The sequence below is a fragment of the Paenibacillus sp. YSY-4.3 genome (assembly GCF_054767475.1).
Map to the genome: position 1 here is coordinate 754,826 of NZ_BAABMC010000002.1, position 23,077 is coordinate 777,902.

16 protein-coding genes are annotated in these 23,077 nt (G+C 48.7%); 3 read left to right on the plus strand and 13 right to left on the minus strand.

The annotated features are described in order from the left end of the window. Window positions 1-96 precede the first annotated feature (96 nt). The 11 genes from ACYUJT_RS10055 to ACYUJT_RS10105 all read right to left on the minus strand — a co-directional run bounded on the left by ACYUJT_RS10055 (window position 97) and on the right by ACYUJT_RS10105 (window position 12,506). A complete protein-coding gene (locus ACYUJT_RS10055) occupies window positions 97-300 on the minus strand; it encodes a hypothetical protein (RefSeq protein ID WP_460321250.1) in 204 nt (67 codons plus the stop codon). Continuing rightward, window positions 297-1,703, minus strand: coding sequence for a sensor histidine kinase (locus ACYUJT_RS10060; protein ID WP_460321252.1), 1,407 nt, complete (start codon window positions 1,701-1,703; stop codon window positions 297-299). Before ACYUJT_RS10060 ends, ACYUJT_RS10055 begins: the two co-directional genes overlap by 4 nt. Continuing rightward, the gene (locus tag ACYUJT_RS10065) at window positions 1,700-2,407 is read right to left on the minus strand and encodes a response regulator transcription factor (RefSeq protein WP_460321254.1); all 708 of its coding nucleotides are present in this window, start codon (window positions 2,405-2,407) and stop codon (window positions 1,700-1,702) included. Before ACYUJT_RS10065 ends, ACYUJT_RS10060 begins: the two co-directional genes overlap by 4 nt. A 120-nt stretch (window positions 2,408-2,527) precedes the next feature. Further along, a complete protein-coding gene (locus ACYUJT_RS10070) occupies window positions 2,528-2,728 on the minus strand; it encodes a DUF2933 domain-containing protein (protein WP_460321257.1) in 201 nt (66 codons plus the stop codon). 132 nt (window positions 2,729-2,860) lie between these two features. Next, window positions 2,861-4,459, minus strand: a complete 1,599-nt coding sequence (locus ACYUJT_RS10075) for a multicopper oxidase family protein (protein WP_460321260.1) — start codon at window positions 4,457-4,459, stop codon at window positions 2,861-2,863. Between the two features lie 207 nt (window positions 4,460-4,666). After that, window positions 4,667-6,367, minus strand: a complete 1,701-nt coding sequence (locus ACYUJT_RS10080) for an ABC transporter substrate-binding protein (RefSeq protein WP_460321262.1) — start codon at window positions 6,365-6,367, stop codon at window positions 4,667-4,669. Between the two features lie 79 nt (window positions 6,368-6,446). Beyond that, a complete protein-coding gene (locus ACYUJT_RS10085) occupies window positions 6,447-7,334 on the minus strand; it encodes a carbohydrate ABC transporter permease (RefSeq protein WP_460321614.1) in 888 nt (295 codons plus the stop codon). 18 nt (window positions 7,335-7,352) lie between these two features. After that, window positions 7,353-8,309, minus strand: coding sequence for an ABC transporter permease (locus tag ACYUJT_RS10090; protein ID WP_460321264.1), 957 nt, complete (start codon window positions 8,307-8,309; stop codon window positions 7,353-7,355). A gap of 109 nt (window positions 8,310-8,418) precedes the next feature. Further along, complete coding sequence (locus ACYUJT_RS10095) at window positions 8,419-9,990, minus strand: response regulator (RefSeq protein ID WP_460321267.1); 1,572 nt, start codon at window positions 9,988-9,990, stop codon at window positions 8,419-8,421. Beyond that, window positions 9,983-11,776, minus strand: a complete 1,794-nt coding sequence (locus ACYUJT_RS10100; RefSeq protein ID WP_460321270.1) for a sensor histidine kinase — start codon at window positions 11,774-11,776, stop codon at window positions 9,983-9,985. Before ACYUJT_RS10100 ends, ACYUJT_RS10095 begins: the two co-directional genes overlap by 8 nt. Window positions 11,777-12,056: 280 nt before the next feature. After that, window positions 12,057-12,506: a VOC family protein gene (locus ACYUJT_RS10105; protein ID WP_460321272.1), complete on the minus strand. Its 450-nt coding sequence runs from the start codon at window positions 12,504-12,506 to the stop codon at window positions 12,057-12,059. A gap of 115 nt (window positions 12,507-12,621) precedes the next feature. Between ACYUJT_RS10105 and ACYUJT_RS10110 the strand changes: the two genes are divergently transcribed. Together ACYUJT_RS10110 and shc are read left to right on the plus strand one after the other, a co-directional pair. Then, window positions 12,622-13,560, plus strand: coding sequence for a helix-turn-helix transcriptional regulator (locus ACYUJT_RS10110; RefSeq protein ID WP_460321275.1), 939 nt, complete (start codon window positions 12,622-12,624; stop codon window positions 13,558-13,560). 76 nt (window positions 13,561-13,636) lie between these two features. Then, window positions 13,637-15,538 carry a squalene--hopene cyclase gene (gene shc, locus ACYUJT_RS10115; protein WP_460321277.1) on the plus strand — a complete coding sequence of 634 codons (1,902 nt, stop codon included), beginning with the start codon at window positions 13,637-13,639 and terminating at the stop codon, window positions 15,536-15,538. A gap of 48 nt (window positions 15,539-15,586) precedes the next feature. Here the strand turns inward: shc and ahpF are convergent, their stop codons facing one another. Next, complete coding sequence (gene ahpF, locus ACYUJT_RS10120) at window positions 15,587-17,116, minus strand: alkyl hydroperoxide reductase subunit F (RefSeq protein ID WP_460321280.1); 1,530 nt, start codon at window positions 17,114-17,116, stop codon at window positions 15,587-15,589. Between the two features lie 13 nt (window positions 17,117-17,129). Beyond that, window positions 17,130-17,693: an alkyl hydroperoxide reductase subunit C gene (gene ahpC, locus ACYUJT_RS10125; protein ID WP_460321282.1), complete on the minus strand. Its 564-nt coding sequence runs from the start codon at window positions 17,691-17,693 to the stop codon at window positions 17,130-17,132. A 1,412-nt stretch (window positions 17,694-19,105) separates the two neighbouring features. Between ahpC and ACYUJT_RS10130 the strand changes: the two genes are divergently transcribed. After that, complete coding sequence (locus tag ACYUJT_RS10130; RefSeq protein WP_460321285.1) at window positions 19,106-23,068, plus strand: endo-1,4-beta-xylanase; 3,963 nt, start codon at window positions 19,106-19,108, stop codon at window positions 23,066-23,068. The last annotated feature ends 9 nt before the right edge of the window (window positions 23,069-23,077 follow it).

Consider the following 23,077-nt stretch of genomic DNA (forward strand, 5'->3'; position numbering starts at 1 on the left):
TAGCCATTCCCTATTTATATTTTACTCTGCAAATATGTTGAATCTGTGTAGATCGTCACATATGCAGAAACAAAAAAAAGCGGCTTCTCCTGGAAGTCACTTTTTCTTTCCTCTCCCTAGCATGCATCGAAGGATGCGATAGCCGAGATAGATCCCAGCCCCAGCAAGCGCCATCCATAGGCAAGCGGATTTGAACATACCGAGTCCACGGTCGGCTCGATAATAGGAAGCTGAGACGGTTAAACAGAGCAGCCCGATGGCCATAAACAGCGAGGCAATGATCCAGTCCGCTTTCTTCATTGGGATTCCTCCTGCGTGGCCGGGAGAACGAATTGAACCGTAAATCGAGTGCCGGCGTTCCTCTTGCTTCGAACCTGAAGAGTACCTCCTTGCAGCTCGACTAATCTTTGTACGATCGATAATCCCAGCCCTGTTCCGCCCGTCTGCCTTGATCTGGATTTCTCCACCCGGTAAAAACGATCAAAAATATAGCTCAGCTCCTCTTCCGCTATTCCAATGCCTGTGTCCTCTACGGAGAGCGAGAGCGTGCCTTTTGTTACATTGAAATGAACGTCAATATGACCTTCTCTCGTATATTGGACGGCATTCTCCAGCAGGTTGAGCACAATCTGCTCCATGCGCATACCGTCACCGCGGATCAGGGGTACTGAGCCTGGGGAATGAACTGCCAGCGCCAATCCCTTGTCCTGCGCTTTTAACGACACCTTCTCAACGGCTTGTTCCACCACCGCCTTCAGGTCCACCCATTCCATCGTCAGACTGACTTTGCCTTCTTCCATCTTGGCGAGCTCGAATAAATCATCCACCAAGCGATGGATGCGGACGCCTTCCTGATAAATAATATCCAGGTAACGCTCCTTCTCTTCTTCGGTCTGGTACAACTGATTCCTTACGACCTTGGCGTAACCTTCCAAGTATGTGATTGGCGTTCTAAGCTCGTGCGAAATATTCGCAAAAAACTCCTGCCGCGTATCCCGGTATCGCTGTAAATCGGCAGCCAGATCATTGATCGCTGCGGCCAGATCTCCGATTTCATCCTTGCTGCGGATATCCAGCCGGGTCTCCAACTCTCCGACCGCTATTTTCTTGGTCGCCTTCTGCATCATAACCAGCGGACGTGACAAGAGCAGCGCCGTAATCCAGGTAATTCCCAGGGCCAATAAGAACGCTCCGACTCCCGACAGGATCAGCAGATTGCGTACGGCAGCCAGCGACTTATCCATGCTTAGCGTGGATGACATCACATAAATCGCGGAAGACACCTCATGATCCTGGTAGATTGGACGCCCAATCACCATATAGCGACGGCCAAGCGGATCCTTGTGCTCTAATTGAATCGACTGTCCAGCAAAGATTTGCTCCAGGCCCTCAGGCCGGATAAACGAGCGGTCGGCAGCGTCGTGTTCACCGGAATGCAGGGTAATCTCTCCTGCGGCATTGATATAAAACAGACTGACATTGGAAAAATCGGCGAAAGTCAGAATCATTTCCTCCATAGAGGCCTCTGTCGTTTCCGCCATAGTCGTGAAATGGGAGGTCTTCTCTTCGACCTCTGTTCTCATCTCCCTCTGGTAAAAGCTCGAAAACATTTGATATAGACTTACGCCAAGGAAGAGAAGAACAACTAAGAAAATCGCAGCGATGATAGCGCCTAACTTCATCCCGATCCGATTGCTGCTCATCCTTCTCCTCCCTGTGCGGCAAATTTATAGCCTACTCCCCAAACGGTTTGGATGGGATCATAGCCAAGTCCGGCGCGCTGCAATTTCTCCCGGATATTCTTGATATGAGTATCCACGACACGGGTATCCCCTGTATACTCGTACCCCCATAGCCGCTCCACCAATCCTTCTCGCTCAAAGGTGCGCTGGTTATTTTGTGCCAGATAGAGCAGTAAATCAAATTCCTTCGGTGTAAAATCGATGTTGACGTCATGGATACGAACCTCTCGGGCCTCTGCATAGATGCTGAGGCTGTGAAATTCCAGGCTGGGTTCAAGCTGCTTCTGCGCCTGATGGAGCATGGAGCGTCTTAGTAACGAAAATACGCGGGCGACCAGCTCTTCGGGTTCAAAAGGCTTGGTCAGGTAATCATCGGCCCCGATGCCCAGCCCATGAACCTTGTCTTTGGTTTCTGAACGGGCGGTAAGCATCAGGATAGGCATAGTGTCGCTCTCCCGAACAGCTTTGCATACCTGCCAGCCATCCATGCCTGGCATCATCACATCCAGTATCATCAGATCAAAGGTTTGCTGCCGAATCATCGATAAGGTCTCGTAACCCGACGAAGCCTCCTTGACCTCAAAGCCCTCTCGCTGGAGATATATCCGAAGCAGGTTCCGCATATTCCATTCGTCATCTACTACAAGCACATGAAGCTTAGCCACTGCTTTCACCTTCTTAGTGAATTCCTCCCCCCAATGTAAACGAAACAAACCGTCCTTTCAAGAATCGGCAAACGGCAAACGGTACTCCTTCAACGTTCCTTCCTCCTTATGGTGACCATTCTAACAGGTCACACTTTGAATATCTCTGCGCAGCTGCTCATTCTGAGCCTTTAATTCATTGATCTCCCGCTGCATCCGCTCGGTATCCTCGGCAATTCCTTTTCCATGTGAACCACGTCCTTGTCCATGACCTCCACGCATTCCAAACATCATGATCACCATCATGAGTGGGCACATCAGCACCAGCCATATCCAATCCATCTCCAACTCCTCCGTATCCGATAAAAGTTTTGTACACCTGAATTGTAGATCATAAATGTGTAGAAACCGTGTGGGGCCTTCAATAACGGCAAAAAACTCCTGAAGGTGCAAACACCCGCAGGAGTCTTCCCCTTATTCCGGCTTATTCCCTACACTTGGATCAGGGGTGTAGCCGCTTTGATAACCCCTATATATGACATCGGTCATCATACCTGCGGATGCATGGTGCAGATCGTGACAATGGAACATCCACTCCCCGGGGTTATCCGCTTCGAATGCAACCACATATTTCTCGCCCGGCTTCACATTGAGAGTGTCCTTAATGACAGGCGCACCATCAAGTGCTTGTCCATCTTTACTAAGTACCTGGAAGAAATGCCCGTGCAGATGCATTGGGTGATCTTCAGTCTTCGACTGATTGACAAAGGTGAGCTTGACCTTCTCCCCTTGATCCACCTTGATCGAATCGGTATCCGGAAATACCTTTCCGTTAATCGTATAGACCATCTCACCATCCTGCATTTCCGTATTCAGATTTAGGAGCACCTCTTGATCAAAGAGTTGATTCAAAGCGAACTTCGTCTTCGCTTGCCGACCGTATTTCATAAGGTCGAATTGCGGCAGCTTCTCCAAGGCGTTGGAGTTATCGGACCTTACGGAAGATCCTTCATACTGAATCACCGCTCTCATGTTCTTCACCCGGTCTTCGGAGCCATGTTCCTCTAGCAGCCAAGAGCCGGGATTGTCCGCTGTAAACTCGATATCATAGCGCTCGCCTGGGGCAATAGCAATGCCTTGATCTGCAATGACAGCCGGACTGTTTACAGGTTGACCGTCGGAAGCGACCACCTTGAATTCATGCCCATGCAGATGCATCGTATGCGACAGGTAGCCTGCATTGATCAGGCGAATTCGAACCTTTTCACCCTTCTTAACCATAAGCTTGTTAATAGCGTCGCCTGTTTTCCCATTGATGGTATAGAGATCATACATGCTCATGTCGTGGCCCTCCATGCCAGCCATATCACCCATGTCCATGCTGCCGTGATCCATGCCGCTCCTATCGCCCATGTTCATCTTGCTATGATCCATATCCATATGTGCCATTTCCCCGTTATCCGGTTGTGCAGCGCTATTCGCCTCGGATTCCATACTGCCCGGGCTTACCCATTCGTCAAGCACCAGCGTATAATCCCGATCGTAGCTATCCTTCGGATCCTCCACGATCAACGCGCCATAGAGCCCCTTATCGAGCTGATTGACGCTGTCTTGATGCGAATGATACCAGTAGGTGCCTGGAACGGTCGCCTTGAACTCATACGTAAACGATTTGCCCGGAACTACTGCATCCTGTGTGACGCCGGGAATGCCATCCATTTGATTGGGAACTGGATACCCATGCCAATGAATAGAGACGGGTTCCTCAAGCTCGTTTTTCAAATGAATCTTGACGGTATCCCCAACCTTGACTCGAATCTCCGGACCAGGCACAGCATTATTGAACGTCCATACAGGCAGTGTCTTCCCCTCGGATACCTCCAAATTACTCGCTTGCGCAGTGATTGTATATTCTTTGCCATCCACCTGCGGGGTTTCTTGTGTAAAGACCTTCATATTGATGCTGGAATGACCCATTGCTTCCATAGCGTCCTTACTGCTAGCATTCTTGCAACCTGCTGCCGCCAGGCTGATCGTTCCGATGGCCAGTAATACCTTTAAGCTCCTGTTCATTACTCTGTCCTCCTGTCATTTTTTTGTTACATAAAGTTACTGTAACCAAAAAATGTGTGGAAACTGTGTAGATATCTAAAATTTTAATCATCGATTTGGATACTAGCTAATGATGAATTCGAACATTCCCCCAGCATACGCTAATGGCACGCTGTGACAAAAAAACTGCCAACAAATAAGTTGGCAGTTCCAGTTCATGCTATATTCTTACTCTCCATACCACAGCTTAACACGGTCCTTCACAAACTGGCCATAAGCCTCTTCCATTTCCTTGACGCCGGCTTTTTCAAGATCCTTCATGTAGCTGTCCCAAATGGCATCGAAGTCCGCTGGCTTCGCCATGATCGCTTCCGGGATGCGCTTCCATGTAATATCCTTCATTTTGGCTCCCAGTATAGTCGCCTTGTTATCTGCCGGTAATGAAATGTTGTATACTGCGCCAGCCTTTCGCTCCGGGAAATCCTCTTCACTAGGGAAGAGGCCCTTCCAATGCTCTATATTGTATGCAGCCAGCGCTTCTTTCTCCGGCTCACTGTAGGAAGCCGTCAGCTCCTCGGCATTCGTCTTGGTAAAATAGTTGCCAGTGGAATCTTTAATTCCATCTCCATAATGCACCATCATGTTCCAATAGAATCCCAGGCCGGCTTCTTTAGTGTAAGCCGTACCCTCGCGGTCCATTTTCTCCTGAATGTCTTTCGGCACAAAACGCTTGCCATTCTCCACTACGTAATCGATGCCTTCAACGCCCCAGTTCACCAGAACTTGCCCCTCTTCGGAAGCAAGGTAGTCCAGAAACCTGATGGCCGCTACAGGATCTTTGCATTCACTGGATATCGCTACACCATACCCGCCGTCAAAGCCTGCCGACCAGAAGCTGGGATCTTTATATTCTTGGCTCAATGTTACTGGATAATGGCCATAGGTATGATCGAACTTGCCGGCCGCTTTCAGCGATTGCTGCGCATCACCGAACTCCCACATCGGAACAATGAGACCAAGTACGCGTCCTGACGCTACTTTAGACTTGAACTGATCGGTCTTCTGAACGAAGCTCTCCGGGTCCAAGAGGCCAATATCGTTCATGTGGTTTAGCCAGCGGAAATATTCTTTCTCTTCCGGGCGGCGGAAGTGATAAGTCACGTCAAAAGTTTCCTGATCGACATAATACTCTCCATCGTCAGGCGCACCAGTCGTCATGAAGCCCACATTGGTCACCATGTACATATGCCAATCATCTGCATTTAGGGAGAGACCGATATTCTTATTGCCGTTCTCATCGGTAGGATGCTTCGCTAAAAAGTCGGAGATGACCTTCTCGTAATCCTGAAGGGTACGAATTTCTGGATATCCGGCTTCTTTTACAACCCGATGCTGCAATTCAAACCCGTGCTCTGCTCTGAATTTCTTCTCATCTACAGCAGACCAGGTAGGAATGGCATAGATCGCCTGATCCTCCAGGCTGTATTTTGTCCGGACAATCTTGTCCCCTAACATCTTCTTAATATTGGGGGCATGTTGTTCAATCAGGTCGGTTAAATCAAGAACCGCTCCGACGTCGGCCAATTTGCCCAAATCGGATTTGGCCGCGATTAGATCAGGGTATTCCCCGGTAGCGGCCATAATAGATACCTTCTGCCCGGGATCACCGACCGCAAACTCGGCATCCAGGACTACCCCCGTCTTTTCGGTAATGATTTTACCAATACGGTCCTGCATCTTATTCCAATTCGGGTTCGCATCCTCAGAGAAATACGTCAACGTGATGACTTCACCCGGCTGTTTTGTGTTTAATTGCTGTGATTCGTCAGGCTGCCCCTCATTTTTGGCCCCGCCACAACCCGTTAATGCAGTAGACAGCATAAGCAGAACCAGTAGTGAAACTGCCAGCCCCTTGCTTCTTAGCCTCATATTAATCCCCCTTATTTGTTATTGCGTATTGAACAGGTCCACGCCTGACGATACCGGATCTATGGATCATCGGGTTCCACTAGCTTTTGACTGCACCGAGAGTCATCCCTTTCACAAAATACTTCTGCAAAAATGGATATACGACGAGAATCGGGATCGTAGCTACGATCGTAATAGCCATCTTGACGGAATCCGGAGAGATCTGGGCCATCAATTGGTTCATGTTGTCCCCTCGAACATTGTTCGCATTCACTGTCGTGCTCTGCAGCACTTTCATCAATTCATATTGCAAGGTAGTCAGCTTGCTATTAGAGCCGTTAAATAAATAAGTATCGAACCAGGAATTCCACTGGCCCACGGCAAGGAACAGAGCAACAGTGGCCAATGCCGGCTTGCATAAAGGAAGAATCACTCTATAGTAAATCGTGAAATCATTCGCCCCATCCAGCTTCGCAGACTCCTGAAGGGCATAGGGAATACCGTCAATAAACGAGCGTATGACAAATATGTTGAAAGCACTTACAAGCCCCGGCAAAATATAGACGGCAAACGTGTTCACCAGGTCCAAATTACGAATCAGAACGAAACCTGGAATGAGCCCGCCTGACACGTACATCGTTATCGCCAAGAAGGTCGAGATGAACTTCCTACCCTGGAATTCCGTCCGGGCCAAAGTAAAGGCAATCATCGAACCGCTGATCAGTCCCGCAATCGTGCCGACTACCGTACGCAGAACGGATATTTTAAACCCGGTAATGAGACCGTCGTAGCTGAAAATCAGCTTGTAATTCTGCAAGGTGAAATCTCGCGGATAGATCGTAATGCCCCCCCTGACGGTATCTACCGAGTCGTTAAAAGAAATCGCCAGCACGTTTAAGAACGGATACAGTGTAATGATCGTAATGAGCGTAATAAGAACATAGACAACGACGTCAAATAATCTATCGAATAACGATTTGGAAGCTATGGCAAGCTCCTCCTTCCCTTACATGATGCTTTCATTCGCTATTCTCTTGAACGCTCCGTTCGCAATAAACAGCAGCATGAGACTGATGACGGAATTAAAAATGTTAATCGCCGTACCAAAAGAATAACGTCCCATTTCAAGCCCATATTTTAGAGAATATAAATCGAGGACCTCGGAATAATCACTGACCATATGGTTGCCAAGCAGAAACTGTCTCTCAAACCCAATGCCAATCAAATGACCGATCGACATAATTAATAGAACGATAATCGTCGGCCTGATGCCCGGCAGCGTAATATGCCACATCTGGCGCAATCGGCTAGCTCCATCCACTCTCGCCGCCTCATACAACTCCGGTCCAATCCCCGCGATGGCGGCCAAGTAGATAATGGCGTTCCAGCCGGTCTCCTTCCAGACGTCAGCCGCGGTTACAATCCCCCAGAACATGTTGCCCTTCGCCATAAATTGAATTGGCTGATCTATCAAATGAAGGCTCATTAAGACAGCATTCACTACGCCTCCGTCCGTGGACAGCATTTTGCTCACAATCCCGGCCGCAACGACCCACGATACAAAATGGGGCAGGTACGATACCGTCTGTACAAAACGTTTCAACACCTGTACCCTAACTTCATTTAGCAGCAAGGCAAACATGACAGGGAATACAAATCCAGCGACGAGTCCCAAGCCACTCATAGCCAGCGTATTTCTAAGCACCAGATAGAATCGGTCATCCTGAAATAAAGCGGCAAAGTGCTCGAATCCTACCCATTTTTGTTCGAGGAAGCTCTTTCCCGGTTTATAATTTTGGAAAGCCATGGTCCAGCCCCACAAGGGCAAGTACTGGAACACCAAAACCCATAGCACGAAGGGTACGGACATCATGTACAACACTTTTTGGCTTTTGAATGTTGTCCACTTTGTCCTTTTCCTGGTTAATCCCAGTTCAGGCTCACTCGTTGTTACCGCTTTCATCCCTTTCTCCCCCTTCCTGCATTTCATAGTAACGCAGGAGGAGAGCACCGTAACAGACTAGGGATTTCGCATAAATTCATCCATAAATCTTCGATCATTTCTGAAATTTTCAATTTATTCCATCGTTTTTCACTTTTTTCTGATAATCGGATGGAGATTTTCCATCGTACTTTTTGAATTTACTGTAGAAATAATTAACGCTCGAGAAACCGGCCTTTTCAGCTGCTTCATATACTTTGTCCCCTTGGGCCAGCCATTCCTTCGCCTTCTGAATCCTTACCTTATCTAGATAGGTGTTAAAGTACTCCCCCGTCTTGTTCTTGAAAATTTGTCCTAAATAAGCGCTGCTGTAATTAAACATACGAGCTAAGGTCTCCAGCTTGAGGTTCTCCGCATAATGGCGGTCTATAAAATCCAGCATCTTCTTAATTTCGCTATGTTGACCCGAAGAAGCAGATACGATAGACAATTTCTCCAGTACTCTAAGCACATCTTCAACAAGCCGGGCCAGAGTACGGTATCCGTAAATACTGCTTAGAAATTGTGCTGGGCTAGATGCCAGATTCGCCTCATGCCATGTTCTCCCTGAAATTCTCCGAATCACTTCATTCATCATTTGGAAGAAAGCTTCTTTTACCTCTTGCTCACTACATCCCTTGTTCATATAAATTTGGGCTGCATCTTTCAATAAAGATTCCAGATTACCGCCTTCCCCGACGTCTATGAGGTAAAACAGCCGAAAGCCCCATTCCTGTACATCTGGTAAATCGCAGCGATCTGGTACTGTCACCTGGGATAGGCTGGCTGTTGAAGAATCGGGGCATAGAATGGCATCCTGGCCATAGAAGAAGCTCTTCTCCAATAATCTTTGGGATGCGGTATAGGACTGTCGAATCTCCAGCAAATGCTTCACCTTACCGCCTGCGGCTATCGTTATATAAGGGCCCAACACTCCTGATATATGCTGCAATTCCTTATAGAGCTCCACCTTGTCCTGTTCTCTCTCCAGCGGATTTTTAAGAAGTATGGCGATATAAGCAGCAGTATCAAGAACAACACCACGCTTCTGACGGTTAAATAGATCAGCAAGCTGCTCGCGGAAGCGATGGATTTCGGCTTCACTCTTGGAAGCCTCTCCCCGAAATTCCACAAGCACCACTTCATACTCCGGCCAGCTTAACTCGTATTCTATGGCCATGTCCTGAACCGTACTTTGATCTATATTAGCGCCGCCTGATAACAGCGAATATATAAGCCATTCTTTCGATGGATGGTCATTGCGTCCGGAGCTTTGCTGCTGTTCCTCTTGCATCATTTTCCCTCTCACATCTACTAACAATGAGGTCATTTCGTCCTTGTTCACAGGCTTCAGCAAATAGCCGTCGGCTCCTAACTGCAGCGCTGTTCGGGCATATTCAAAGTCGGCATAGCCGCTAACGATCACGTAACGCATAGGAAATCCGAGCGTGCGAATCTCCTGAATAAGCTGCAGGCCGCTCATGCCAGGAATGCGAATATCGACAATGAGCAAGTCAGGCAGCTGTGTATCGAATGAACGAAGCACTTCTTTTCCACTGGCCGCTGTCCCGATGACTTCAAAGCCTATAGATTCCCATGGAATCAAGGTTCTTAGTCCGTTGCGAAGCTTAGGCTCATCGTCTACGATCATCACTTTATACATGAACATGACCCTCCTTCGGTATTAAAAATGACACTCTAGTTCCTTTCCCTTCGACGCTATCGATCTGAAGCCCATACGGCTTGCCGTAAGAGAGGATTAATCGGTCATGAACATTGCGAAGGCCAATTCTCCGATCCATCACCTCTTCCTCCGGGCATTCCAGATGGCCATGAATCTCAAGCAATTTGTCCTTCGATATCCCCGCGCCATCATCGATAACTTCAATTCGAACGCCCTCCTGTGAACGATATACATAAACCTGGACCAAGGTAGTTCCTTCCTCTTTATTCTCAAGGCCATGAATGATGGAGTTCTCCACCAAGGGCTGAATGATGAGAGGCAAAATCTCGACCTGCTCCGTATCCGGTTCAATATTTAATTCGTACTGCAGCCGCTCCTCATGACGGAATTTCTGCAGTTCAAGGTAACAGAGCACGATATTTATCTCTTCTCGCAGCTGGATTTTTCTGTTCCCAATCTCGAGGCTGCTCCGAATCATATTGCTAAGCTGCCATACGGCTTCCGCGATGTCCTCCTGCCCGCGAACATGCGCCTCCATTCGGATCGAATCGAGCGTATTAAATAAAAAATGAGGGTTGATCTGACTGGCCAGCATTTTGAACTTAATATCATTTTGCTTCTGCTCCAGCAGGCTTTTCTGATAGTTGCTCTCCTCTACTTCGTTCATCAGCTGATTCAACCGTTCGACCATTCCATTAAATTGTCTGGACAGCTGCCCGATTTCATCCTTGCCGTCGATCGTCAGGAACGCTTTCCACGACCCGCTCCCCACTTTAGACATGTGCTTGCTAAGACGCAGCAGACGCCTTGTAATGAGAGAGGCCGAGCTATAGACTAACAGAATCGCGATGAAGAAGCTGGCGGCAATGACCAGTGCCGCGCGCCCGATCGCCCCATTCGCTTCCTTCACAATTTCCGGAATACTGAAGACGGAGATGACTCTAAGTCCATTCCAGCTATTCTGAAGGCTCAGACTGGATATGACAACTTTGGACGGATGTCCCGCCAGCATCACGTCAAAGCTTCCTTCTCCCTTCGTTAAAATATCCGGGTTGTCCCCATGCACTTCGTTCAGATTTTCCCCGTACAGCTCCGGACGGTTCGCCGCTACAATGTTATTCTGGTCATCCACAATCCATGTGGCGAAGGTCTCCTGTGCTAATATCGAATCCAGGAGCACCGTATCTACGTTGATGACAAGGACGCTATCATACGGCCCATCTTCGAGGTTAATTTTGCGCACCAGACTTAGATAGGACCGCCTATCCCGCTCATCCTCAATAAAATTCCACCCGACAAGCCCTCTCTGCCCTATCGCTTGCTTATACCAAGGCAGGTTCTGTATAGATTCATCAGGCTGCATAAAATCCCAATTATTAAGCATCGTCGAATTGGGGGTGTACAGGCGTATCCCCTGAATTTCCTTATACATATGGACGTAGTCCCTGAGATCGGTATATTGCTTATACGAATGGACGACTTCGTAATTGCTGCCATACTCCCGGTTAACGACGGTCTTTAATCGCGAATCGTTGGAGAGCTGATAGGAGATGTCCAGGGGGACTTTGACCACCTCCTCGGTTCTTTGTCTTACTCGCTCTACATTGCTTAAAGCCTGCTGAAATGCGCCCGCAATTAAAATTTCGCGAAGCTGCACCGTAAGGATGACGCCGCTGATCAGCATCGGGATAACGGCAACAGAAATGAAAATCAATGACAGCTTATTTCGCAGCTTAATATCATTGAGTATCTCGATTAGCTTCATGATTATGGATTCTCCTTGGTCTCATTGGTCTCATTGTCCAAAAACTTTCAGAATCTCTCGCATCACCTCATTCGTTCAAATTACACCTCAAATCATGGCGAAAATAATTAATACTCCAATACCCATTCTAAGATTACCCACCGTATCCAGTAAATGGAGTCCTACTATGTAAATATGGCATTACTGGGAGCTGTATTTATACAAAAAAGGAGCCTCATGGCTCCTTTAAGGTGACGGACTATTATATAAGGAATTCTAACTTGGGATCATCTAATATTTCTCACCCCAATCTCTCATCATACATTAACTGAATCTGAATCCCGAACGGGTCTTCTATAATCCCATACGCTTTGCTAAACACATTGCTGGATAAAGGAACAATGACCCTCACTCGATCATCGGAAGTTAGGCTCTTGTAGAATTGTTCAATTTCCTCCAAGTCCGCACTTTGAATGCACCAGGAGGTGTTGTTGCCGACGGTGTATTTTTCACGTGGGTCCATAGTTTCCTCGGCCAGCATGATCTTTGTTTTGCCGATTCTTAAGACGGAATGAGTGATGTAATGCTTATTCTGGTTCGTGAGCTGCAGCGAGCTGTCGCGTTTTGCCATATCTTCATAGGTCACCAGCAGCAATTCCTCGGCGTTCAAATGCTTTTTGTAAAAATCGATGGCCTCTCTCGCTCTTCCGTTCATGGATAAGAAAATAGCTACTTCTAATGTTGCACTCATGGGATCAGTCTCCTTTGATATAGTAATTTGAGGTTTGCACATTTGATATTTACCCTTGAACTCATCATAATTTATAAAGGTATCAAAATATGACACCTTAACAAGGAGATCCAGGATGAAGAAATCGGAAAGATTAAATGACATGATCCGATACTTGAACGGTCGGGAGTTTTTTAACTTAAATGACCTGATGGATAAATACGATATTTCCAAAAGCACAGCCCTGCGGGACATTAGTTCGTTAGAGCAATTAGGCATGCCGATCTTCTCCGAGCATGGCAGGCATGGACGGTATGGGATCTTAAAGAACCGGCTGCTATCCCCCATTATTTTTACGATGGATGAGGTGTATGCGCTGTATTTTGCTATGTTGACACTGGAGGCGTATCAATCCACTCCATTTCATCTAAGCGTAAATAAACTGAATGAAAAGTTTGAAAACTGCTTGTCTGAAAAACAAATCGAGCAAATCCACCAAATGAAAAAAGTTCTGCAGTTTGAAATGGTTCATCATGCTCATACGAGCCGATGTTTAGATCAAATTTTGAAAAGCATTCTTCATGAAAGCAGCTGCACGATACAATATCGCAAAAACAAGCAGCAAAGAAGCTACCACGTTCAATTTTTCAAAATATCCGCTAAGTTTGGTCAATGGTATGCTGCCGGAATCGAGTTAGATACGCAGCAATATCGGGTTTTCAGATGTGACCGGATCACCTCTGTAGAAGAACTGGATGCTGAGTCTCCTTTTTCTATAGACGAGCTCCTTCGTCGTTCGTTAGAAATTTATCAATCTAAGCATAGTATTGGCTTTGAAGTGGAGATTTTAGAACAGGCCAAGGATATTTTCTATAAAGAACATTACCCTTCGATGAGCCTAGAAAGCGGGAATAAGGCTGTCATTAGGGGATTCTATAACCCGGGGGAAGAGGAGTTTATAGCTGATTATTTGATGAGGTATGGCAGCTCCGTTGTATCCGTGAAGCCTGAATCCTTGAAGCGAATAATCCAAGACCGGGTAGAGCGTCTCTTACGTCATTATCAGCAATTATGAATCCGTCTGGTTCCCCTCATTTCCCCTCCGCCGCCTTCATATAATGCTAAAAAGACATACTCGGAGGTACCAAGGGATGGGCAACGTGCTCCATGCAGTGGATGATGAAATAAAGCGGCTGACCACAGCTCTGCTTCAGCAGCAGCGGGAGGATGGGTCCTGGCATTTTTGCTTTGAGAATGGGACCGCTATAGATGCGTATGTGATCATTCTCTTTCGGGCATTGGGCATCCAAAATGAAACGCTGATTCGGCAGCTCCATGACCGGATCCTTGCAGAGCAGCAGCCCGAGGGCTGCTGGAAATGGTTCTTCGATGAAGCCGAAGGGAATCTATCCGCTTCGGTGGAAGCTTATTATGCCCTGCTCTATTCCGGTTACAGCACAGCGGCAGACGAACCGATCCAGCGGGCCAAGCGGTATATTTTATCCCAAGGCGGTCATGGCAAAGTCACCAACCTCCTAACCAAAGCGATCCTCGCTGCCACAGGGCAAAGGAAATGGCCTCGGTCCATCTCGCTCATTCCGCTGGAAATTTTGCTGTTCCCGGCTTATTTTCCGCTTAACTTCTTTGACTTCTCTGGATATTCACGGGTCCATCTTACCCCGATGCTAATCATGGCCGACAAGCATTTCTCCATAAAGGGAGCTCATGCTCCTGATATGACCGATCTCATTGGCCGACCTGTTGACGAAGACGAGCAGCTCCCTCGCGGATACCAAGATATGCTGGACTACATACATACGGGGCTAAAACGGCTCATCGGTACCCCGCGTTATATCCATGAAGCCGCTACAACCAAGGCTGAGCAATTCATGCTGGAGCGGGTCGAAGCCGACGGTACCCTCTACAGCTATGCCAGCAGCACGATTCTCATGATTTTTGCCTTGCTGGCCCTTGGATATGATCCGCAGCATCCTCGCATTACCCGCGCCATTCAGGGGCTTACCGCTATGCAATGCCACCGTTATGACGGCAAAACAACGATTCAAAACTCCCCTTCTACGGTATGGGATACCGCTCTGCTTGCCTACGCTCTGCAAGAAGCCGGAATTGCCGCTGATCATCCAGCGATGCGCCGCGCCGCCTCGTATCTGCTGTCCAGGCAGCATAATAAAATGGCAGATTGGAGCATTCATAATCCGCGCACCCCTCCCGGGGGCTGGGGATACTCGGAGACCAACACGATCAATCCCGATGTGGATGACACAACCGCAGCTCTGCGGGCGATTGCCAGCTTATCCAATACCAATACAGCCTACCTGGAATCGTGGAATCGCGGACTGAATTGGGTGCTCTCCATGCAAAATAACGACGGCGGATGGCCGGCGTTCGAGAAAAATACGAATAATGAGATGCTGACCTGGCTCGCCATCGACGGCGCCAAATCGGCTGCCATTGATCCCTCGGAGGCGGATCTTACAGGGCGAACATTAGAGTATCTCGGAAACTTCGCCGGACTGGATACCCGGTACGAATTCATCAAGCGGGGAACGAAGTGGTTAATTCGACATCAGGAGAAGGATGGCTCCTGGTACGGAAGATGGGGCGTTTGTTATATCTACGGTACGTGGGCTGCACTGACTGGTTTAGCAGCTGTCGGTATCCCTGCAAGCGATACGGCTCTCCAAAAAGGCGCCCGCTGGCTTGCAAGTATCCAAAACCCGGACGGCGGATGGGGCGAATCCTGCCAAAGTGATCGGCTGCAGCGCTACTTGCCCTTAGGGAACAGCACACCCTCCCAGACCGCATGGGCGCTGGACGCGCTTATCGCTGTTCATACGGAACCAACGTCCGCGATAAATGCGGGGATCCGTAGACTTATCGCACTACTGCATGAAGACAACTGGAAGAGCACTTATCCAACAGGAGCGGGTCTACCCGGTCATTTTTATACCCATTATCACAGCTACCGGTATATCTGGCCGCTCCTGGCGCTGAGCCACTATAGAAGGAAATATGATGACGAGCAAAAGTAAAACGGCCCCGGTCCAAATGAAGATCAGGACCAAGGCCGCTAAAATATATTATTGATTCCGAATCAGGTAATCGAATGCACCTAACGCTGCGGTAGCACCGGATCCCATCGAAATGATGATTTGCTTGTAAGGTGAGTTCGTGCAGTCACCGGCAGCGAATACGCCAGGGATGCTCGTTGCGCCATGGTTGTCAACGACGATTTCGCCCATACGATTACGTTCAACCGTATCGCCCAGCCAAGCCGTATTAGGAACAAGGCCGATTTGAACGAATACGCCTTCCAGATCGACGTGCTTCGTTTCACCGCTCTCGCGTTCGATGTAACTAATGCCGTCAACTCTGTTCGAACCCGTGATTTCTTTCACTTGCGCATTTTTGATAACAGTCGTATTTGGCAAACTATTCAGACGGTCTTGCAATACAGAGTCCGCCTTCAGCTCTGACATGTATTCCAGAACCGTGACATGCTCCGTCAGACCTGCCAGATCAATTGCTGCCTCAATACCCGAGTTACCGCCGCCAACCACTGCAACGCTCTTGCCTGCGAATAGAGGTCCGTCGCAATGCGGGCAGTAAGCCACGCCTTTGTTCTTATATTCCGCTTCTCCAGGCACACCTAGATTACGCCAGCCAGCACCTGTGGAGATGATCACTGTCTTACTCTTCAGGATTGCGCCATTTTCCAGCTCAACTTCAATAAGATCTTTCTTCTCCAGACGCTTCGCACGTTGTGCCTTCATAATATCGATGTTGTATTCCTTCGCATGCTCTTCAAGGCTTGCAGCGAGTTTAGGCCCTTCCGTGTACTTCACGCTGATGAAGTTCTCAATGCTCAAGGTATCATTAACCTGTCCGCCGAAGCGCTCGGCCACAATACCTGTGCGGATTCCTTTGCGTGCCGCATAAATTGCCGCACTCGCGCCGGCTGGTCCGCCGCCGATGACCAGAACGTCAAACGGCTCTTTATTCTCGAACTCGGAGGCATCAGAAGTAACCAGCTTGGCAAGGATGTCATCGATGGTCATGCGGCCGCTCTCGAAGAATTCGCCATTAAGGTGAACGGTCGGCACGGCCAAGATGTCCTTGCTTTCCACTTCTTCCTTGAAGGCTGCACCGTCGATCATCGTATGCGTGATGCCAGGGTTCAGGATACTCATCAAGTTCAATGCCTGCACAACGTCAGGGCAGTTGTGGCAGGAGAGGCTAACGTATGTCTCGAAGTTATACTCGCCTTTAATGCTCTTAATCTGATCGATTACGCTCTGTTCAACTTTTGGAGCTCTTCCGCTGACTTGAAGCAGTGCCAGGACGAGCGAAGTGAATTCATGTCCCAATGGAACGCCAGCAAATGTTACGCCAGTGTCTTCACCTACACGATTAACGCTAAAACTCGGAGTTCTAGCCAACTGTGTTTGCTCTACAGCAATTCTATCCGACATGCTGGATAGTTCGTTGACTAAATCCAGCATGTCGTTAGATACAGAATCGCTACCTGCACTGACTTTCAGCAGAACATCGCCTTCCAAAAGCTGAAGATATTGCTCCAGTTGTTGTTTAATGTCTGCATCCAGTTTCATGTTTTCTCTCTCCTTAGATCTTGCCTACGAGATCAAGGCTTGGCTTCAATGTTGCTCCGCCTTCTTTCCATTTAGCCGGGCATACTTCGCCTGGGTGTTTGCGAACGTATTGAGCTGCCTTGACTTTGTCGATAAGCGTGCTTGCATCACGGCCGATGCCGTCTGCAGTGATTTCAACCGCTTGAACTACGCCGTCTGGATCGATGATGAAAGTACCGCGGTTCGCCATGCCACTTGCCTCATCCAGTACGTCGAAGTTACGGGAAATTGTATGGGAAGGGTCGCCAATCATAATGTAAGTAACCTTGCCGATTGCTTCGGAACTGTCATGCCATGCTTTGTGCACGAAGTGGGAATCCGTGGATACGGAGTATACTTCTACGCCAAGGTCTTTCAAAGTTGCATATTGATCTTGCAAGTCTTCAAGCTCAGTAGGGCAAACGAATGTGAAGTCTGCTGGGTAGAAGCAAACTACGCTCCATTTACCTTTGAAGTTCTCGTCAGATACCTCGATAAAATCTCCGTTGTGAAAAGCCATTGCTTTAAATGGTAGTACCTCTGTTCCAATCAATGCCATGGTTAACCTTACCTCCTATGTTTTCGCAATTAGTAATAGAAGCTTAAGACTAGTTTATCACACCGCCTTACTCAACTAAAACTAATTCTTATTTATAATCATTATTATATGCTATTGATTCTCATTGTCAAACATCTTCACGAAGTCTTCATAATTTTATTATGTCCGGAAAGGGGAGAATTTATTGAGCACTGGACTGCGAATCGCTAATCATTGTCCTCGACTAGCAGAATCATTCGATTCACGGTTCCCTGCTAGCATAGTGCGACAGTGGGGTTCCTATGTTTTTGACTCATATAATCGAGACTGGGGATTTTCAGCAAATTTCTTAACCTTCATAATAGACAGCCTATATGCACGATGCTGATTGCCGTTGCTGATTACCGAAGCTGATTGCTGATGCTGGCTCGCTCCTTCTAATGAAAGTATCATCAAATTGCTTATTGCTTCCCTCATTGCCTCCTTTCGCTTATTTAGCGATACTCCCTCCTGCCATTCCCCGGTATGCCTGTGATACTCCTCCTCATTGAAGCAGTTCGGCATATGTCCGCTTTCGGCTACACGCCCTGATCCATGAGCGCTGCTATCGAGCGGCAGGTTAAGAGACGATTAGGGTGAGGGGTAAGGGAAGGGGAAGGATACTGATAAGGTAACTAAATGTAATTCATACAGTTAGATCCTCGTTTTTGGCCGTGTTCAAGGGAACTAACTGCATAACCTACATTTAGTTTTAAGCTATTTCGACGAATGAGCTCCATTCTGGCAAACTAACTGCATGTTTTACATCTAACGCATGTACTTTTGATAAAAGAGCTTAACTAGATGTACAAAATACAGTTAGTTTTCAAATCGCCGTCCCAACAATCAAAGTACTCTTTACTAAACGTCCTCTCCATCCTTTAAACGCAACTCCCCATTAACTCAGCCTCGCTGTCACTCAACCCAATAAATGTAATTCATGCAGTTAGATCCTCGTTTTTGGCCGTGTTCAAGGGAACTAACTGCATAACCTACATTTAGTTTTAAGCTATTTCGACGAATGAGCTCCATTCTGGCAAACTAACTGCATGTTTTACATCTAACCCATGTATTTTTGATAAAAGAGCCTTAACTAAATGTATAAAATACAGTTCGTTTTCAAATCGCCGTCCCAACAATCAAAGTACTCTTTACTAAACGTCCTCTTCATCCTTTAAACGCAACTCCCCATTAACTCAGCCTCTCTGTTACTCAACTTAATAAACACCATTCGAGATTTATCTATAAAAACTACGGAATATTCTTTAATTTCTAGCTAGTAGCATTTTTCGCATGGATGCTATGATTTGGGTTGGGAAAGGAGGACTCCTTCAATTTAATGAAAGCGCTTCACCTATTCTTTAATCAATTTTATTGTAGGGGGAATGCAACGAATGGGTAGAATGATCAAACAAGGCATCTCGACTTTGCTTGCAGCAATCCTGCTTATTCCTTTAGGATGGCTGCCTCCAGAAGCGAAGGCCGCGGCGGCATCGGCTACGAGTGATGCGGTCACCGTGTATCACGAGACCTTTGCCGGCGGGCAAGGCGCGGCGACGCAGTCGGGGGGCGCTCACCTGACGCCGGTCTCCGGCAAGGTCTTCGACGGGAACGCCGACGGAGCGGCTCTATATGTAAGCAACAGAGCGAACGACTATGACGCAGCCGATTTCAAATTTGCCGATATCCACTTGGTCAACGGCAAAACCTACACCGTCACGGCATCCGTATATGTGGATGCGAATGAGACTGTACCGAGCGGTGCCCAGGCTGTTCTGCTTACCGTAAATAGCTATGGGAACTGGACCGGCGTGGATTATCAAGCTGGAACAGCCGTTACATTGACCAAAGACATTACCGTCGATACCGGTACGGATACGGCTCTGCGCATTCAATCCAATGCTGCAGGCGCCTCCGTTCCCTTCTACATCGGAGACATATTGATCACCGAGAAGGGGAATTCCGGAGGCGGCAATCCTGAACCTTCTAGACCGCCAGCGAAGGACTTCACCACCATCACCTTCGAGGACGGAACGACTGGCGGATTTGAGGGCCGTTCAGGCACAGAAATTCTGACCGTCACCCCTGAAGCGAATCATACCGAAGGGGGTTCCCGCGCTTTAAAAATTGAGAACCGATCCGACACTTGGCACGGGCCGTCGCTGCGCGTCGAGCAATACGTCGACAAGGGCAGCGAATACAAGATTTCCGCCTGGGTCAAGTTGATCGACCCCGCAAGCTCTCAGCTTCAGTTGTCCACGCAAATCGGCAACGGCGGCAGCGCGAATTACGTCGCACTCGCCCCCAAAACGATCAATGCCAGCGACGGCTGGGTCCAATTCGAGGGAACCTACCGTTATAGCAGCGTTGGCGATGAATTCTTAACGATCTATGTGGAGAGCTCCAACAACGCCGCAGCATCCTTCTACATTGACGATATCAGCTTCGAGAAAACAAGCGCCGGACCGATCGACATCCAGAAGGATCTGCTTCCGATCAAAGACGCCTATTCATCTAATTTCCTGATTGGTAACGCCATATCCGCGGAGGATCTCGACGGCGTTCGGCTTGAGCTGCTGAAGATGCATCACAACGTCGCTACAGCAGGCAACGCCATGAAGCCGGATGCGATGCAGCCGACCAAAGGGAACTTTACCTTTGATGCCGCCGATGCCATGGTGAATAAAATTCTGGCCGAAGGAATGCAGATGCACGGACACGTCCTGGTCTGGCATCAGCAATCGCCGGCATGGATGAATACGACAACAGATGGATCAGGCAATACGGTTCCCTTGAGCCGGGATGAAGCGCTCGCGAATTTAAGAGCCCACATCAGAACGGTCGTTGAGCATTTCGGCGACAGAGTCATTTCCTGGGATGTTGTCAACGAAGCGATGAACGATAACCCGCCTAATCCGTCCGATTGGAAAGAGGCGCTGCGCAAGGCCCCATGGTACCAGGCCATCGGTCCGGACTATATCGAGCAGGCGTTCCTCGCAGCCAGAGAAGTGCTGGACGAGAAAGGCTGGGACATCAAGCTGTATTACAATGATTACAACGACGATAACCAGAACAAAGCCGAGGCCATCTACAGCATGGTCAAAGAAATCAATGAGAACTATGCACAAGCACACCCAGGCAAGCTGCTGATCGACGGCGTCGGCATGCAGGGGCACTATTCGGTGAACACGAACCCGGTGAATGTGGAGCTGTCCTTGGAGAAGTTCATTTCCTTAGGTGTGGAAGTCAGCGTCACCGAGCTCGACATTCAAGCCGGCAGCAACTACCAGCTCTCTGATCAACTCGCCAATGCCCAAGGCTATTTATACGCAGAGCTGTTCAAAATCTATAAGAAGCACGCCGATCATATCGCCCGTGTTACGTTCTGGGGCCTGGATGACGCCACAAGCTGGAGAGCTTCGAGCAATCCATTGCTATTTGATAAAAATCTACAAGCCAAACCAGCTTACTACGGTGTCATTAACCCAGATAAATTCATCGAGGATCATCAGCCCGAGACGGGCAATGCCAACCAATCAACCGCCAAATTTGCCACTCCGGTCATTGACGGAACGGTTGACGCCGTCTGGAACGATACCCCGGGCATGCCGATTAACCGGTATCAGATGGCTTGGCAGGGAGCAAATGGAGTTGCCAAAGCGCTGTGGGACGACAAGAACCTGTACGTATTGATCCAGGTAAGCGACTCCCAGCTCGACAAGTCCAGCGCCAACGTATGGGAGCATGATTCCGTTGAAGTCTTCTTGGACGAGAACAATGGCAAAACCTCGTTCTATCAGGATGACGACGGGCAGTACAGAATCAACTTTGCTAACGAGACTTCTTTTAATCCGCTAAGCCTCGCCGTAGGCTTCGAATCGGCTGTTAAGGTTTCCGGTTCGAACTATACGGTGGAAATGAAGATCCCGTTCAAATCGATTACACCAGCCAACAATATGAAAATAGGCTTCGACGCCCAAATCAATGACGCCAAAGATGGCGCCCGCCAAAGCGTGGCTGCGTGGAACGATACGACCGGCAACGGATACCAGGACACATCCGTGTACGGCGTGCTGTCTCTCATCGGCAAGCCAGGCACTCCTGGCGGCAGCGGTAGTGGAGGAAGCGGAAGCGGCAGTGGAAGCAGCAGCAATAGCGGCAGCGGATCTGCCCAGCAGACAGGAAGCGTGGAAAGCAAAGACGGTGTAGTAACAATTAAACCGGAAGTAAAAGTCGGCAATGGACTTGCGACTGCTACGATTTCCAACGACAACCTGAGCAAAGCTCTCGAGCAAGCCACTCCTGCAGCCAATGGCAAAAAGCAAATCGTCATTGACGTACCGGAGCAGACGGATGCAGTATCCTATGAAGTCCAGCTGCCCGCACAAAGCCTGAAGGGTCAGGAAACCTTCGAGCTATTGTTGAAGACGGATCAAGCGACGCTGCAAATTCCAAGCGGCATGCTGTCCAACGCGGCCGTAGAAGCTGACCAAGTATCCATCCGCGTGGGCGCAGCTTCTACCGATGGCTGGAGTGCAGCTACCCGGGAGCGGATCGGCAATCACCCGGCGATCGACCTGAGCATCAGTGCAGGCGGTAATGCCATTGCCTGGAATAACCCTGATGCGCCTGTAACGGTGTCCATTCCTTACACGCCTTCAGCGGAAGAGTTGACCCATCCGGATCAGATCGTTGTTCTGTACATTGATGGCAAAGGCAATGCAACAGCTATCCCGAACGGCAGATATGATGCGGCATCTGGAACGGTTGTTTTCCAAACTGACCATTTCGGCTCCTTCGCCGTAGCCTTCTCATCGAAGAGCTTCGGAGATCTGCAAAATGTCCCTTGGGCCGAACGAGCCATCGATGCGATGGTGGCTCGCGATATCATCCAAGGAACGAATGACAACAGCTTCTCTCCTGAAGCTGCAATGAATAGAGCAGATTTCCTTGCGCTTCTAATCAGAACTCTGGAATTGAAAGGCAGCGGCAGCAATGAGGCCTTCAGCGATGTACCATCCACGGCTTACTACAGCCATGAATTGGCCATTGCCAGGGAGCTCGGCATCGCCGCCGGGTTTACAGACAATACGTTCAGACCTGACACCCAGATTTCCCGCCAGGATATGATGGTATTGACGGCACGCGCACTTGCAGCTGCCGGCAAGCAATCCGAAGGCAGCGCAGCCTTAGACGCGTATGCGGATGCTGCGAACATTGCTGACTATGCTAAGGACAGCATCGCAGCTCTGGTGAAGAACGGCATCGTGGCCGGCAAGAATGACAAGCTTGCGCCGCACGATTCGCTCAATCGCGCTGAAGCTGCGGCCATCCTGTATCGCATTTGGAAGCTGTAAGCTCATGCA

Bases quoted from the DNA above. Each gene is read 5' to 3' on its own strand.
- ACYUJT_RS10055 (WP_460321250.1), bottom strand. From the start codon at position 300: ATGAAGAAAGCGGACTGGATCATTGCCTCGCTGTTTATGGCCATCGGG.
- ACYUJT_RS10060 (WP_460321252.1), bottom strand. From the start codon at position 1,703: ATGAGCAGCAATCGGATCGGGATGAAGTTAGGCGCTATCATCGCTGCG.
- ACYUJT_RS10070 (WP_460321257.1), bottom strand. From the start codon at position 2,728: ATGGATTGGATATGGCTGGTGCTGATGTGCCCACTCATGATGGTGATC.
- ACYUJT_RS10075 (WP_460321260.1), bottom strand. From the start codon at position 4,459: ATGAACAGGAGCTTAAAGGTATTACTGGCCATCGGAACGATCAGCCTG.
- ACYUJT_RS10080 (WP_460321262.1), bottom strand. From the start codon at position 6,367: ATGAGGCTAAGAAGCAAGGGGCTGGCAGTTTCACTACTGGTTCTGCTT.
- ACYUJT_RS10090 (WP_460321264.1), bottom strand. From the start codon at position 8,309: ATGAAAGCGGTAACAACGAGTGAGCCTGAACTGGGATTAACCAGGAAA.
- ACYUJT_RS10095 (WP_460321267.1), bottom strand. From the start codon at position 9,990: ATGTATAAAGTGATGATCGTAGACGATGAGCCTAAGCTTCGCAACGGA.
- ACYUJT_RS10100 (WP_460321270.1), bottom strand. From the start codon at position 11,776: ATGAAGCTAATCGAGATACTCAATGATATTAAGCTGCGAAATAAGCTG.
- ACYUJT_RS10105 (WP_460321272.1), bottom strand. From the start codon at position 12,506: ATGAGTGCAACATTAGAAGTAGCTATTTTCTTATCCATGAACGGAAGA.
- ACYUJT_RS10110 (WP_460321275.1), top strand. From the start codon at position 12,622: ATGAAGAAATCGGAAAGATTAAATGACATGATCCGATACTTGAACGGT.
- shc (WP_460321277.1), top strand. From the start codon at position 13,637: ATGGGCAACGTGCTCCATGCAGTGGATGATGAAATAAAGCGGCTGACC.
- ahpF (WP_460321280.1), bottom strand. From the start codon at position 17,116: ATGAAACTGGATGCAGACATTAAACAACAACTGGAGCAATATCTTCAG.
- ahpC (WP_460321282.1), bottom strand. From the start codon at position 17,693: ATGGCATTGATTGGAACAGAGGTACTACCATTTAAAGCAATGGCTTTT.
- ACYUJT_RS10130 (WP_460321285.1), top strand. From the start codon at position 19,106: ATGGGTAGAATGATCAAACAAGGCATCTCGACTTTGCTTGCAGCAATC.